Here is a 13,829-nt window from a genome sequence, read left to right as displayed (position 1 = left end):
ATGAACCGCATTGGCATATTGCGCCTCGGCGCGCTGGCTCTGGCATTGATGGCTGCGCAGGTCCAGGCCGCGCCTGAAGAAAAGACCCTGCGCCTGTACAACTGGGCCGACTACTTCGCCGAGGACACCCTGGCGCGTTTTACCGCTGAGACCGGGATCAAGGTGATCTATGACGTCATGGAAGGCAGCGAGGTCCTGGAGGCCAAGCTGATGACCGGCGGCAGCGGCTACGACCTCATCTTTCCCGGCGATACCGTGGCCGAGCGATTGATGCACGCCGGCAGCCTGCAGAGCCTCGACCCTGCCAAGCTGGCGCAGATGGACGACATCGAGCCCGGCCTGCAAGCCTTGCGCGTGCAGTACCCCAGGGCCAGCCAGGCCACGGTGCCCTATACCTGGGGCACCATCGGCCTGACCTATAATGCCGGGCAGATCGCCCAGCGCTTGCCCAATGCACCGGTCAACAGTCTGGACCTGCTGTTCAAGCCGGAACTGGCGGAGCATTTCGCCGATTGCGGGATCTCGGTGATCGACTCGCCCGACGAAGTCCTGGCGGTGGCGCTCAATTACCTGGGACGCGATCCGCGCAGCGCCAAGCCGGCAGACCTGCAAGCGGCTGGCGAGCTGCTGCTCAAGCTGCGCCCCTACATCCGCAAGTTCCAGTCGCAGCCGGTGACCGATCTGGTCAATGGCAACCTGTGCCTGTCCCTGGGCTACAGCGGCGATGTGACCCAGGCCCAGCGCGCCGCCGACGCGGCAGGCAAGAAGGTCGATTTCCAGTACCGCATCCCGCGCGAGGGCACCACGGTCTGGATGGACACCATGGCGATCCCCAAGGATGCCCGGCACCCGGAGTACGCCTATGCTTTCATCAACTTCGTCATGCGCCCGCAGAACATGGCGGCCATCAGCAACTTCACCGGCTACCCCACGGCCAATGCCAAGGCGCGGCCGCAGATCGATCCACGGATGGTGGGCAACCCGGATATCTATCCTGATGCCGCGACCTTTGCCCGCCTGGTGCCGGGGCGCGATATTCCCCAGGCCGACATGCGGGCCCGAATGCGCATCTGGACCCAGTTCAAGACGGCTACGATAAAAGCACCGTGAGCCGTTCCACTTCATGCAATCCCCCTTGAGAGAAAGACCGATGTCGACCCGACGTACATTCATCAAACAGGCCTCGCTGCTGGCCGGTTTCGCCGCCGTGACTACCCTGGGCCTGGGCGCCCGTCGGGTCTTGGCCCAAGAACAGGAACAGGAGGACTGGGTCATGCCCGACGAAGGCGATCGTCACCAGCGGGCCTTCATGGCCTTCGGTGCCCAGGACGCGATCTGGGAAGACTTCACTGGCGATGTGCAGGAGGCCCAGGGCCGTATCGCCCGGGCGATTGCCGCCCATGAACCGCTGACCCTGTTCTGCCGCGAGCATGAGCGCGACCTGGCCGAGGAGCTGTGTGGCACTCGCAACGTCACCTATGTGATCACCGAGCTGGACGATATCTGGATGCGCGATATCGGCGCCAACTTCGTGCTCAACCCCCGCGGTGAATTGGGCGCGGTGGACTTCAACTTCAATGGCTGGGGCAACAAGCAGCGCCATTCCCGGGATGCGCGCCTGGCACGGCAGGTGGCCGATGGCGCGCGCGCTACCTACTTGCGCAGCGAACTGGTAGGCGAGGGCGGTGGTATCGAGGTGGATGGCCACGGCACCGGGATCATGACCGAGAGCAGCTGGATCAACCGCAATCGCAACCCCGACTGGAGCAAGGCCGATGTCGAGGCCGAGCTCAAGGCTTGCCTGGGGCTGCGCAAGATCATCTGGCTGCCGGGGATCAAGGGGCATGACATCACCGATGCCCACGTCGACTTCTATGCACGCTTCGCGGCTCCCGGGGTGGTGGTGGCCAACCTCGACAACGACCCGGATTCCTACGACTACGCGGTGACCCGCGCGCATCTGGAGATCCTGCGCAACGCCACCGATGCCGATGGCCGCAAGCTCAAGGTACACACCCTGTCGCCACCCTTGAATCCGCGCAAGAGCCGTTTCAGCCGGGGCAACGAAGACTTCGCCGCGGGCTACATCAATTACTTCGTGATCAACGGCGCGGTGATCGCCCCGGAGTTCGGCGATCCTGTGGCCGACGCCAAGGCCCACGACTTGCTTAGCCAGCTCTACCCCGGGCGCGAGGTGGTGCAGCTGGATATCGATGCGATTGCCGCAGGTGGGGGTGGCATCCATTGCGTGACCCATCAATTGCCGGCGGCCTGAGCCTGGGCGAAACTTGAAAGTGGTCTGCTCTTGAATATGGAATTGGCCTGATAAGGCAGGCCGTTCTGCCCCTAAGCTGGCGCTCTTCGATACCCCCGCAAGGCCACGGTCTTGCGGGTTTTTCATGAGGAGCGTGTGATGAGCGAAAAACAGCAGGCGGTAACAGTACGTGCGATTCGGCCTGAAGACCGCGAACAATGGCAGGCGTTGTGGCTGGCCTACCAGGACTTCTACCAGGTGAACCTTTCGGAACAGGTGAGCCAACGCACTTTCGAGCGTTTCTTCGATCCCCTGGAGCCGGTGTACTCGGCGGTGGCGGTGCAAGGTGGCGAGTTGGTGGGGTTCGTCAACTCCGTGCTGCACCGTTCGACCTGGGCCACCACGGACTTCTGCTACCTGGAGGATCTGTACGTGGCGCCGCAGGTGCGTGGGGGCGGCACCGGCAAGCAGTTGATCGAGTGGGTCCAGGCCTTTGCCCGCCAGCACGATTGCGCCCGGCTGTACTGGCACACCCATGCCACCAACAAGCGCGCGCAAAAGCTCTATGACTGGGTGGCGGCCAATTCGGGGTTCATCGAATACCGGATGCCACTCTAAGCCCTCGCCGATCCTGGCGGCTCGTGCCGAGCCGTGCGCTGCCGAGCTGGCGAGGCTGCGTCCGGGCGCGTAGCGGCCGTAAAAAGGACGATGCGGTCGATCAGCTGCGCCGCCAGGCCGACCCGGTGGCCGCCACGGCTACGCTGGCTGGTTGAACACCAGGGCCTTCAGGCCGCACTGCACGTCGGCATCGGGAAATTCCGGCGGGTTGTCCAGGCGCTGTTCGAAATGCAGCCCTGGCGCGGCTTCGGCCATGCCGTCCAGCAGGAACTCCACGCTGAACGCCGGATCGTTCATGCAGGCCAGCACCCGGCCCGTCGGCGTCAGCAACTCCGGCAGGCGTCGCAGCACTCGCGCGTAGTCCTTGCTCAGCACAAAGCTGCCTTTCTGGAAGGAGGGCGGGTCGATGATCACCAGATCGTAAGGGCCGCCTTGCTTGACCTTGCCCCAGGACTTGAACAGGTCATGGCCGAGGAAACTCACCCGGCCCAGGTCGTGGCCATTGAGCCGATGGTTGTCGCGACCACGGCTCAGGGCCGCCCGGGACATGTCGAGGTTGACCACTTTCTCGGCCCCGCCGGCGATCGCCGCCACCGAGAAACCGCAGGTGTAGGCGAACAGGTTCAGCACCCTCAGGCCTTGGGCATTGGCCCGCACCCAGTTGCGCCCGTAGCGCATGTCGAGGAACAAGCCGTTGTTCTGCTTGCTGCCCAGGTCCACCCGGTAGTCCAGGCCTTCCTCGGTGATGGTGCAGGACTCCACCGGCTCGCCCAGCAGCCATTCCCCCAGGCTGTCGGGCAGGTAGCGGTGTTGCAGCATCAGGCTGGTGGCGCCGCTGGCCTGCCATTGTGCGGTGGAGCCCAGTGCCACCAGCAGCTGTTTCAAGGCCGCCAGTTCCTCGGCTTGCACTTCCTTGAACAGCGACACCAGCACCACGCCTTGCAGCCAATCCACGGTCACCTGCTCCAGGCCCGGCCAGCAGCGCCCACGGCCGTGGAACAGGCGCCGGGTTTCCCTTGGGGCAATGGCCAGGGCATCGAGCAGGTGTTGGTTGAGGGTGGCGAGGGCTTGAGGGTTCATCGGCGCGACCGGCAATTTTTCGGGGCGGCATTTAACCACAATTGCCGGCCGGGCGCGGTTCAGTCCAGGTGTTCCGGGCGGCCCATGGCTCGCCATTGTGCCAGCCGGCTGGCGAGCACCGGAGCCAGCAGGTCGTAGTTGCTCCAGCTGTTCTCCACCCGGTAGATCGTATCGGGGATTGGCGCCAGGAGCTGCTCATAGTCCTCGCTGTAGCGGCCGTTGCTGTCCTTTCCCGCATAGTAGGCAGCAGCGAAGGCATTGCCTTCGGCGTTGAAGTCTTCGTCGTAGAGTTTTTCATCGAGCATCTTGAACAGGAACTCACGGCCGTCGAGTTTGCGCGAACGTAGCTGCGCCAGTTCCTCGGCGGCATCTTCTTCAAGTTCTTCGCTGGCAAAGCCGTTGAGCAGCATCCAGGCCAGGAACAGGCCGATATGGGTGCCCCCGGCGCTCGGTGGCAGGTCGCTGGGGAAGTCACCGCCGTAGTGCCAGGAGGCGTCGTCGTATTTCATCGGGCATGGGTCCTTGTGTACATGCGATTCAAAGAAGGGTGTTTTCCCATTTCTCGGTGCCGGCCAGGCGCCGCTTGACGTTGTCGATCCGCCATTGCCCGGCCGCCAGCTTGACCAGGAACCGATACTCGTAGCGCAGCCTGCGCGAAGCGGGGTCGCGGATCAGCACTTCGGCCTGGTTCGGCTTGAGCCGCTGGCAGGCCAGCAGTTCGTTGTCCTTCGAGTAGGTGGTGGGCGAGCCATAGGATGAGCGGGTATAGGCTCTGTCGCGCAGGGTGCAGAAGCGTTCCAGCAGTTGTTGGGGTTCGGCCCAGAAATCCTGGTCCAGGCCGTTGCGAGCCTGGGCCTTGCCGCGCCGTTCCCAGGCTTCCAGGGCCAGGGTGTAGGCCCGCACCTGGGTGACCGGGTCGCTGCTGTGGGCATCGGTCGGCAGATCCGGCCACGGCAGGTGCGGGGACGGTTGTGCTGGAGGCTGTTCCCCGGCACCGGCTTCTGCCAGCAACTGCATGATTCGCCCATGGCCTTTTTCTTCTGCCAGGGACCAGGCGTTGCGTTGCTGGAAGTCCAGGTGCTGGGGGTTGGCGCCGGCCTGGAGCAACAGGCTGACCATCTCCGCGTGGCCGCCCTGGGCGGCGTTCATCAAGGCGCTACGCTGCAGGTCGGGGGAAGCCTGGTCCAGGGCCGCGCCGTGTTCGATCAGCAGCTTGGCGATGGCGCAATCGCCGTTGCCGGCCGCCCAGGACAGGGCGCTGTAGCCCAGGGCCTTGCAGGGTTGTTGCAGGTTGGCGCCGCGTTGCAGTAGCAGGGCCACGGCGGGCAGGCGCCCGGCGATGGTGGCGGCCAGCAGCGCGGTGCGGCCGGTGCCCTTGTGCTTCCATTCGATATCCGCGCCGGCATCCAGCAAGCGGGTCAGTGCAATGAGATCGCCGCGAGCGGCGGCTTTTTCCAGAAGGTGGGACAAGGTCGGGAATCCGTTCGATCAACTAAAAGACGCCAGGCAATGGTAACGCCGCAGTACGCGGGTTTGCCATGTCGGGTTCAGCGTGGACGCCTCGCAGAGCCCCGAGTAGGATGGCGCCTTCGCCCGCAAGCCATGCCAGGTGCTGCTGGGGCCAGAGCGTTTTGCCGTTGCCGACCGACCACTGTTCAAGCTGGAGTCCAGGATGTTCAACGCCATTGTGATCGATAAAGACACCGCAGGTTACCGCGCTGATTTGACGCAGTTGGAAGAAGCCCGGTTGCCCGTCGGCGATGTCAGCGTGCGGGTCGCGTACAGCACCCTGAACTACAAGGATGGCCTGGCGATCACCGGCAAGAGCCCGGTGGTACGGCAATTCCCCATGGTCCCGGGTATCGATCTGGCAGGTACGGTGGAGTCCAGCGCTCACCCCAGGTTCCGTCCTGGCGAGCAGGTGCTGCTCAATGGCTGGGGCGTGGGGGAAAGTCATTGGGGCGGGCTGGCGCAGAAGGCCCGGGTGCAGGGCGACTGGCTGATCCACCTGCCGCAAGCCTTCACTGCGCGCCAGGCCATGGCCATCGGCACGGCCGGCTACACCGCTATGCTCTGCCTGATCGCCCTGGAACGTAACGGCCTGCGCCCGGGGCAGGGCGAGGTGCTGGTCACGGGTGCCAATGGGGGTGTCGGCAGCTTTGCCATCAGCCTGCTGGCGCGCCGGGGGTACTCGGTCATCGCCGCCACTGGCCGCCCGGAAGAGGCCGACTACCTGCGGCAACTGGGCGTCAGCCAGGTGATCGAGCGTGCCGAGCTGTCGCAGCCGGGACGGCCACTGGCCAAGGAGCGCTGGGTAGCGGCGATCGATTCGGTGGGCAGCCACACCCTGGCCAACGCCTGTGCCGGCACTGCCGCCGATGGCCTGGTGGCCGCCTGCGGGCTGGCCCAGGGCATGGACTTCCCGGCCTCGGTGGCGCCGTTCATCCTGCGTGGGGTCAGCCTCCTGGGAATCAACAGCGTGACCCGGCCCTATCAGGAACGGGTCCATGCCTGGGAGCGATTGGCCGCCGAGCTCGACCTCGCTCACCTGGAGCTGATGATTCGCGAGGTGGCGCTGGGCGAAGCCATCGAGGTTGCCCATGAGCTGCTCGCTGGCACGATCCGTGGACGGGTCGTGGTCGATGTGAACCGCTGATCCCTCGCTGGCCGCGTGTGCCCACGATAGATCCGAGTGGACGCCACGGCCGAGCCGCTGAACCGGACAACACCCGGTCGGCAAATTCCCCGGGCCCTTTGGTGGCTCTTTCGCGTTCCTGATTCGAGGTTGCACGTTCATGTCCATGGCTCCCCAGCGACCACTCTGGCAGGTGTACCTGATCTTCCTGCTGCCCATGGTGCTGTCGAATTTTTTGCAGTCGTTTTCCGGCACCCTCAACGGTATCTACATCGGCCAGTTGCTGGGGACCCAGGCCCTGGCGGCGGTGTCGGGGATGTTTCCCATCCTGTTCTTCTTCATCGCCCTGGTGATCGGCCTGGGGGCCGGGGCCTCGGTGCTGATTGGCCAGGCCTGGGGTGCCCGGGAGCTGGACACGGTCAAGTCGGTGGCCGGCAGCACCCTGTTGCTCGGGGCCCTGATCGGCCTGGTGGGGGCGCTGCTGGGCATGCTCTTCGCTCGCCCGGTGTTGCAGGGCCTGGGCACCCCGGCGGACGTGCTGGATGACGCGGTGGGTTATGCCCGGGTGATGATGCTGATCTTGCCGTTGCTGCTGGTCTTCGTGATCTTCACACAGTTGCTGCGAGGGGTCAGCGATACGCTGTCGCCGTTGCTGGCGCTGATCGTCTCGACCCTGGTGGGCCTGCTCTTGACCCCGGCGCTGATCCGCGGCTGGCTGGGCTTGCCGCCCTTGGGGATCCAGAGCGCGGCCTTCGCCGGGCTGGCCAGCAACATCATCGCCATGGGCTTTCTGGTCTGGCGCCTGAGGGGCCAGACCCATCCACTGGCCTTCGACCGGACGCTGTTCGCGGCGTTGAGACTGGACCGGGCGATCCTGGCCAAGGTGCTGCGCATCGGCCTGCCCACCGGGGTGCAGATGGTGGTGATCTCGTTGTCCGAGCTGGTGATCCTGGCCCTGGTCAACCGCCACGGCTCCCAGGCGACCGCGGCTTATGGCGCCGTGACGCAGATCGTCAACTATGTGCAGTTCCCGGCGTTGTCGATCGCCATCACCGCCTCGATCCTCGGGGCCCAGGCCATCGGCGCCGGGCGCCTGGAGCGGATCACCCCGATCCTGCGCACCGGGCTGCTGATCAACCTGTGCCTGACCGGAGCCCTGGTGCTGCTGGGCTATCTGGTTTCCCACTGGCTGCTGGGGTTGTTCATCATCGAGCCGACGGCCCTGGCCCAGGCCGAGCACCTGTTGCACATCATGCTCTGGAGTCTGCTGGTGTTCGGTTTCCAGGCCGTGGTGGGCGGCATCATGCGCGCCAGCGGCACGGTGTTGATGCCGGTGGCGATCTCGATCTTCTGCATCCTCGGGGTGCAGTTGCCGGCGGCCTACCTGCTGGATGCGCATTTCGGCCTGCAAGGGGTGTGGATGGCGTTTCCGGTGGCCTACCTGGTGATGCTGGTGTTGCAGACCAGCTACTTCAAGCTGGTCTGGCGGCACAAGCAGATCCAGCGCCTGATTTGAGGCACCGGGCTCAACGCTTGGTGGGATCGGCTTGGCGCCGGTCCTGCCAACCGGTGATCACCAGGTACAGCAACGGGCCGATGGAGACAAAGACGGCGGTCAGCAACAGATAAGGCAAAACCGAGACTAGCGCCCGGTCACGGGCGCGGGCATCGCGCAGCATCCACAGGCCGGCCAGGACGGCCATCAGGTACAGGTCGATCACCACCTGCGCGGTGTCCGGGCGCGACAGCAATTGCAAGCCGAACTGCAGCAGCGATTGCTCGGCCTGCATCAGGGTGAACAGGGTGTAGCCGCCGAAGGCCAGCAAGGCCAGCAAGGCCAGGAGTGCAGGGTAGGGACGGGGCATGGTGTGGTTCTCGCTCAGTGGTGGGTGGGGACGGGAGTGCGGTCATGGCGACTCCCCAGGTCCAGCAGCAGGTACCCGAAGCCGGCCAGGGCACAGGCGTAGATCAGTACCTGGGACGGTAGCGAGCCGAACAGGTACAGCGGGTGCTCTTGCAGGCGGTAGTGCAGCCCGGCGTGGACCACGAAAAAACCGGCCAGTGAGCGTCGGCTGATGCGCCGGATTCGCGCTTGTCGGTGCCCGGCCAGCAGCATCAGGGCGGCGCACAGTGGCACGTGCAAGGCGATGAACCAGCCTCGGCCCTGTGCCGGCTCCAGCGCGCGCAGGCCGTACAGCAGGCGCCATTCGGCCTGGGCCACGGCATCCAGTTCATGACCGGCGAACAGGGCGACGGCCAGTATCCAGAGGATGTTTTTCACGGTGAAACTCCTTGAACAACCCAAGGCAAACAGGCTAAGTGGCAGGCGCGTCACCACTCAATGACCCCTGAGGTCATAGACAGCAGCGGGCGGATCCGCTGTGCTGCTCCTCCGATTCCCTTTCAAGGACTGAACCACCATGAGCCACCCGATCCTGCCTGCCGGCCCCGGCCGACTTATCCGTGCGGCCCGTGCCGACGATGTGCCGGCCATGCTCCAGTGCGATCTCTATGCCCAGGCCCATCCGGCCCGGGGCCAGGCGGTCGCTCGGGCGGTAGAGTGTGGCCAGGGCTGGGTCGAGATGGTTGGTGATAGCGTCGCGGGTTATCTGCTGCTCCAGCATGATTTCTTCGACCATGGTTTTGTCTCGCTGGTGGTCGTGGCCCCCGGGCAGCAACGCCAGGGGGTGGCGCTGCGCTTGCTCGAGGCTGCGGAGCGAGCCTGCCGCACGCCGCGTCTGTTCATTTCCACCAACCAGTCGAACCAGGCCGCCCGCGGGATGATCGCCAAGGCTGGTTTCCGTCCCAGCGGGGTGATCGAGAACCTCGACGAGCAAGACCCGGAGCTGATCTTCTTCAAACCGGTGGGTTGAACCGGATACTGTTCATGACCCTGCATAGGACGGTGCTACCCGTGTCCCGAGATCTTGAGCAAACCCCGGCCCAGCCCCTGCCGGTGGGGTTGCAGCTGCGCCAGTTGCGACAGCAAGCGCGCCTGAGCCAGTTGGGCCTGGCGTTGCAGGCAGGTCTTTCACAGCGCCACCTGAGCTGCGTGGAGACCGGTCGTGCGCAACCCAGCCAAGGGTTGCTGCACCGCTTGCTGGACAACCTGCAAACCCCATTGGAAGTGCGCAATCGGGTGTTTCTCGCCGCCGGTTATGCGCCGCGCTATGCCGCCTTGCCCCTGGATGATCCGGGGCTGGCGCCGGTACGCACGGCATTGCTGCATTTGCTGGAGGCGAATAATCCGGCACCTGCGATCGTCATCGACAGTGGCTGGCAGGTGCTGGCGGCCAATCGCGCCACCGAGGCGTTGTTCCAGTGGCTGGGCTTGCCACGACAAGCGGTTGCCGAAGGTTTCAACCTGCTGGCGGCTCTGCTGGCTCCCGGTGGTTTCGGCGATTGCCTGGTCAACGCCGCGGAGATCCGCCAGGTGGCCTGGCAACGGGCCAGCCGCGAGGCCGGGCAGGATCCCGGGCTGGCAGCGTTGCTGGCCAGCCTGCCGTGTCCCGAGGTGTCGGCAATGGCCCCGGACCTGGCCTCGCCATTGCTATTGACCCGGGTCGCCGGGCCTCACGGCGAACTGAGCTTCCTGTCGACCTTCACCACCTTCGGCATGCCCCAGGACATCACCGTTGCCTCATTGCGTATCGAACACCTGATACCGGCCGACGAGGCGACCTGGCAGGCGCTGGCCCAGGCCTGTGCGCAGCAGGCTGCGGCGAACCTGGACTAGGTCGCCAGCGCCCGGCCAGGTTGGCGCACAACACCCCTCGGGGGCGCTACGGCGCCAGCGAGGACCATGCGGGTCAAGGTTGCGGCCACCGCGTCGATGTCTTGCTCGTGCGGCCCGTCTTTGCCGCGGATCAGGGCGATCTGCCAGCCCAGGGTGGGGTAGGTCTGGGTCGCCGAGCCGATGAACAGCAGCAGGTGTTCCGGAGCCACGGCCTGGATCAGGCCACGGGCCATCCAGTGGCGCAGGCAGGCGATCTCATCCTGGTTGCAGGCGTGCAGTTCGTTGCGCCAGGCCTCTGGCAACTGTTGGGCACCGTGCAGCAACTCGCTGCAGAAAATCTTCGAGCGCAAGGGGTAGGCCTGGACGATCTGCAATCGCGCGGCGATGTAGGCTGCCAGCGCCGTGGCCGGTGCGACCTCGCGGGACAACAGTGACGATGCCTGTTGCAGGGGCGCGCGCAGGGGCTCGAGGACCTCGGCGTAGAGGTTTTCCTTGGTATGGAAGTAGTAATACAGGTTGGCCTTGGGGACCCCGGCCCGCAGCGCTATGTCCAGGGTCTGGCAGGCACTGAACCCCTTGGCGGCGAACTCGTTGCACGCCGCTTCGAGAATCAACTGCCGATGGCGTGAGCGGGACCGGCGCTCCCGGCTTGCCGGGGCTTTGCTGGAGGTCGATGGGGGTGCTGCAGGTGTCGTCGCGGGCGATGGTTTGCCGGCGCAGGGCGAGGGGTGAGGCATGGGGCAATCCCGGGGTTCGATATTCGCAATATACAAAAGTATATAGCGAAACCGTCATCCCTGGCCCAAGGCTGATAGGGGCCTTGGGCCAGGGCCCGCTCGTGGAGGCGTTCAGGAGCTGCGCTGGCGCCACCAGCGGCGTGCCAGGCAGCCGTAGACCGAAACGTTGACCAGCAGCACCAGGCCTCCCAGCCACAGCTGGATGCCTGGAGTCAGGCCGCTGGGGTAGATCAGCGGGATCAGGTAGTGCTCGATGAACCCGGCCTCATAACCCTGCTGGCCGGCGGCATGGCGCAGGAGGTTTTCCCAGCGGGTCAACGGGCACTCCAGGTGGCCGATTTCCACGGCCACGCCCCAGGCTGCCGCAGGCAGGTGCAGCAGCATCAGCCGGGGGTGGCGGAGCACCAGCAGGCCGCCGAGCATGACGAAAACGATGAATGACAGGTGGAACAGCACCAGGCTGTCGGCGGCAATGCGGTAGAGCATGAAGAGTCCTTGTGGGGGGAGAATCCGTGGCGGGGGCGCCGGCGGCGCAATATACCGGTGTTGCGCTACCTATACTGCAAAAAGGTCGGGAGACCGGGCCCGACGCTGCGTTGCCAGGAGGTACCCATCTTGTGCTCTCCGACAGGGCTCTGTGCGTACGCAAGATCAGTGGGCGTCGGCCTCGCGCTGCTGATCCTGGCCGGTTGCGCCAGCCGCGTGCCCGAACCGACGGTACAACCTGCGGTGGCCCCGGCCTTCTGGCTCCAGGTCGACAGTGAGCTGCTGGCGGCTTCGCGTTCCGCCACCGAGCAGGCCGAAGTCTACGCCCAGGGTTCCATGGAGCATTGGCGGACCCGGGTCTACCAGCAGACCGATGAAAACTTCCTGCCCTGGTTCAGCGGCTACTGGACCCAGGAATGGCTGTCGTTGAAGGTGGGCTGGTATTCGCTCAACAGCCGGGGCGACAGCGAGCAGGCTTCCAGGCGCCTGGCCGGTTACTTGCAGCAGCAATACCAGGAGCGAGTCCTGGAGCCGGTGGCACTGGAGATCGATGCCAGCCAGATCACTGCGCAAGCCATGGAATTCTATGTGCAGTTGCTGCGTCAGCAAGTGGCGGTGACCAGCCGCCGCCACCAATTGCCCGCACCACAGCTGGACCAGCATCTGGAGCGGGTCACGGCCATCGACCTGGGCCCCGAGCCCGGCCAGCGAGCCACCCTTCGGCAGTTGCTGCAAGTGGAGCCCATCGCCCGCTTGCCGGTCTATGGCGCGCTGTTGCACAAGCTCCAGCCGCCGGCGCAGGCCGAGCCGGCCAGCACGACATCGGGCGTGCCCCGGGTGGCCGAGCAGACCAGCGAAAAACTCCAGGCCCAGTTTGCCGGGCGAGGCGTGGCCGGAGCTGTGGCAGCGGCCGTGGGACGGGTGGCGGGAGCGCTGATTTCGGTGGGGGTAGCCGGAGTCCGGGCGCTGGTGCAGGACAATGCGCGCCCGGACCTGCAGGCCGAGACCCGCCGCGATTTGGGAGCCGCGTTCGATCAGGCCTGGCTCAAGCACCTGCACGATCCTGAGCACGGGGTCATGGCGGGGGTGTATTACCTGGGCCGGCAAATCGAAGGCCAGTTGCCGCCGCTGGAGCCCAATGGCAGTGATGCACAGCCGTGACAGAGCGTTCGTTAGCGCTAATCGAATGGCTCCATCAGGGCGGCGAGGGTCAGGTCGCAAACCTCACGAGCCTGCTGCAGGACCTGCTGTTTCCACTGCGTACGGTTGTCATAGAACGCATCGCGCATCTGGCGCTTGATCTGTTCGTGGCGCGTGCGCGAGGCCTGGGGGTTGCATTCCAGCCATTGCTCGGCGCGCAAGGCGTTGAGCACCTGAGGACCGGGCAGGGTGCCATATTCCAGGGTCAAACCGTTGTATTGGGCCTGGGGGCACTCTTGCATCACGGCCAGGTCCAGGGTGCCGTCGAGCTGCGCGGAGGTGGAGCTGCCGTCGAAGCTGTTGGTCACCTGCGGGCCCCACCAGTCTTGTGCCCGTTGCAGGTCGGCGGCGCTGGCGCGGCCCTTGTAGATGCGTTCGCCTACGCCATTGGGGCCAAGGCCGGTATGGATGTCGATCCAGCCGATGCGTCGACACCGTTGGGCGTGCTGGCGCAGGATTTGGCGGATTTGCAGGTTGCTCCAGGTGGGTTCCAGGCCGCTGAAGAACAGGCCATCGGGATGGCTATGCTGGCCGCGGGTGATGGCTTCCTGCAGGGCCAGGCGGCCATGGCGTGCGGCGAATAGCATCAGCCGGGCACTCTGACCGATGCCAGCCGGCCAGGTTCGGGGCAGCAGCAGGTGGTCGATGGCACGGTAGCCGGGGTTATCTGGCAGGGGCCGACTGAAATCGAGGAAGTTGCGGTTCAGGTCGACGTTTTCATGGGTCGCCCGGCGCATCCAGGAAAAACCATAGGGGTTCAGTCCATGCAGGTACAGCACTGCGAGGCTTGGTGCCTCGGTACAGCGGGCCCATTGTTCGTCGCCCAGTAGGTCGATCTGGATCGCCGAACCACAAAAACCCTCGACTCCATGGCAGCCGCTGCTGATCACCATCAGGTCGCGCGCGTCGCTGGGGCCGACACGACAGACATCGATGGCCAGGACTTCTTGATCACGGCCCTTGAGTGGATGGATGTGGGATTGCACTGGCAAGCCACGTTGCTCGCAGCCCCGGAGAAACTTGTCCCGGGCCTCGGCGTAGCTGTCGGAGAAACTCGCAAGATTCATGGAAAGGCTTCCTGGT

16 protein-coding genes are annotated in these 13,829 nt (G+C 65.2%); 8 read left to right on the top strand and 8 right to left on the bottom strand.

Features of this window, described 5'->3' with window-relative positions; genetic code table 11:
- The 3 genes from ATY02_RS19750 to ATY02_RS19740 all read left to right on the top strand — a co-directional run bounded on the left by ATY02_RS19750 (position 1) and on the right by ATY02_RS19740 (position 2,872).
- Complete coding sequence (locus tag ATY02_RS19750) at positions 1 to 1,110, top strand: extracellular solute-binding protein (RefSeq protein ID WP_068586919.1); 1,110 nt, start codon at positions 1 to 3, stop codon at positions 1,108 to 1,110.
- Positions 1,111 to 1,150: 40 nt separating this feature from the next.
- Positions 1,151 to 2,275, top strand: a complete 1,125-nt coding sequence (locus tag ATY02_RS19745; RefSeq protein WP_068586873.1) for an agmatine deiminase family protein — start codon at positions 1,151 to 1,153, stop codon at positions 2,273 to 2,275.
- 138 nt (positions 2,276 to 2,413) lie between these two features.
- Positions 2,414 to 2,872 (top strand): GNAT family N-acetyltransferase, encoded by a 459-nt coding sequence (locus tag ATY02_RS19740; RefSeq protein ID WP_068586871.1) that lies wholly within the window; start codon positions 2,414 to 2,416, stop codon positions 2,870 to 2,872.
- Between the two features lie 138 nt (positions 2,873 to 3,010).
- On the opposite strand, the gene ATY02_RS19735 is transcribed toward ATY02_RS19740, so the two are convergent.
- The 3 genes from ATY02_RS19735 to ATY02_RS19725 are packed head-to-tail and all read right to left on the bottom strand — an operon-like array spanning position 3,011 to position 5,422.
- The gene (locus ATY02_RS19735; RefSeq protein ID WP_068586869.1) at positions 3,011 to 3,952 is read right to left on the bottom strand and encodes a class I SAM-dependent methyltransferase; all 942 of its coding nucleotides are present in this window, start codon (positions 3,950 to 3,952) and stop codon (positions 3,011 to 3,013) included.
- 59 nt (positions 3,953 to 4,011) lie between these two features.
- Positions 4,012 to 4,461 carry a hypothetical protein gene (locus tag ATY02_RS19730; RefSeq protein ID WP_068586867.1) on the bottom strand — a complete coding sequence of 150 codons (450 nt, stop codon included), beginning with the start codon at positions 4,459 to 4,461 and terminating at the stop codon, positions 4,012 to 4,014.
- 28 nt (positions 4,462 to 4,489) lie between these two features.
- Positions 4,490 to 5,422 (bottom strand): ankyrin repeat domain-containing protein, encoded by a 933-nt coding sequence (locus ATY02_RS19725; protein ID WP_068586865.1) that lies wholly within the window; start codon positions 5,420 to 5,422, stop codon positions 4,490 to 4,492.
- A 202-nt stretch (positions 5,423 to 5,624) separates the two neighbouring features.
- Here ATY02_RS19725 and ATY02_RS19720 point away from each other — a divergent pair, with 202 nt between their 5' ends.
- Complete coding sequence (locus tag ATY02_RS19720; RefSeq protein ID WP_068586863.1) at positions 5,625 to 6,608, top strand: MDR family oxidoreductase; 984 nt, start codon at positions 5,625 to 5,627, stop codon at positions 6,606 to 6,608.
- A gap of 139 nt (positions 6,609 to 6,747) precedes the next feature.
- On the top strand, positions 6,748 to 8,103 hold the full coding sequence (locus tag ATY02_RS19715; RefSeq protein ID WP_068586860.1) for an MATE family efflux transporter: 1,356 nt from the start codon (positions 6,748 to 6,750) through the stop codon (positions 8,101 to 8,103).
- A gap of 10 nt (positions 8,104 to 8,113) precedes the next feature.
- On the opposite strand, the gene ATY02_RS19710 is transcribed toward ATY02_RS19715, so the two are convergent.
- Together ATY02_RS19710 and ATY02_RS19705 are read right to left on the bottom strand one after the other, a co-directional pair.
- The gene (locus ATY02_RS19710) at positions 8,114 to 8,452 is read right to left on the bottom strand and encodes a DUF2834 domain-containing protein (RefSeq protein WP_068586858.1); all 339 of its coding nucleotides are present in this window, start codon (positions 8,450 to 8,452) and stop codon (positions 8,114 to 8,116) included.
- A 14-nt stretch (positions 8,453 to 8,466) separates the two neighbouring features.
- Complete coding sequence (locus ATY02_RS19705) at positions 8,467 to 8,868, bottom strand: DUF6713 family protein (protein WP_068586856.1); 402 nt, start codon at positions 8,866 to 8,868, stop codon at positions 8,467 to 8,469.
- A gap of 139 nt (positions 8,869 to 9,007) precedes the next feature.
- Between ATY02_RS19705 and ATY02_RS19700 the strand changes: the two genes are divergently transcribed.
- Both ATY02_RS19700 and ATY02_RS19695 read left to right on the top strand, forming a co-directional pair.
- Positions 9,008 to 9,460 carry a GNAT family N-acetyltransferase gene (locus ATY02_RS19700; RefSeq protein WP_068586854.1) on the top strand — a complete coding sequence of 151 codons (453 nt, stop codon included), beginning with the start codon at positions 9,008 to 9,010 and terminating at the stop codon, positions 9,458 to 9,460.
- 41 nt (positions 9,461 to 9,501) lie between these two features.
- Positions 9,502 to 10,323, top strand: a complete 822-nt coding sequence (locus ATY02_RS19695) for a helix-turn-helix transcriptional regulator (RefSeq protein WP_228022204.1) — start codon at positions 9,502 to 9,504, stop codon at positions 10,321 to 10,323.
- Here the strand turns inward: ATY02_RS19695 and ATY02_RS19690 are convergent.
- Positions 10,320 to 11,060, bottom strand: a complete 741-nt coding sequence (locus ATY02_RS19690) for a TetR/AcrR family transcriptional regulator (RefSeq protein WP_083235966.1) — start codon at positions 11,058 to 11,060, stop codon at positions 10,320 to 10,322. The two genes, ATY02_RS19695 and ATY02_RS19690, sit on opposite strands and share 4 nt — an antisense overlap.
- Positions 11,061 to 11,171: 111 nt before the next feature.
- Positions 11,172 to 11,546, bottom strand: a complete 375-nt coding sequence (locus ATY02_RS19685; protein ID WP_068586848.1) for a DUF2784 domain-containing protein — start codon at positions 11,544 to 11,546, stop codon at positions 11,172 to 11,174.
- A gap of 168 nt (positions 11,547 to 11,714) precedes the next feature.
- Between ATY02_RS19685 and ATY02_RS19680 the strand changes: the two genes are divergently transcribed.
- Complete coding sequence (locus tag ATY02_RS19680; RefSeq protein WP_141698249.1) at positions 11,715 to 12,707, top strand: hypothetical protein; 993 nt, start codon at positions 11,715 to 11,717, stop codon at positions 12,705 to 12,707.
- Positions 12,708 to 12,724: 17 nt separating this feature from the next.
- Here the strand turns inward: ATY02_RS19680 and ATY02_RS19675 are convergent, their stop codons facing one another.
- Entirely contained in the window at positions 12,725 to 13,813 is a 1,089-nt protein-coding gene (locus ATY02_RS19675; protein WP_068586845.1) for a M14 family metallopeptidase, read from the bottom strand.
- Between the last annotated feature and the right edge of the window lie 16 nt (positions 13,814 to 13,829).

The organism is Pseudomonas sp. BIOMIG1BAC, from assembly GCF_001705995.2.
GTDB classification, from domain to species: domain Bacteria; phylum Pseudomonadota; class Gammaproteobacteria; order Pseudomonadales; family Pseudomonadaceae; genus Aquipseudomonas; species Aquipseudomonas sessilinigenes.
Note: the sequence above shows the minus strand (reverse complement) of the source record. Positions and strands in the feature narration are given on the sequence as shown.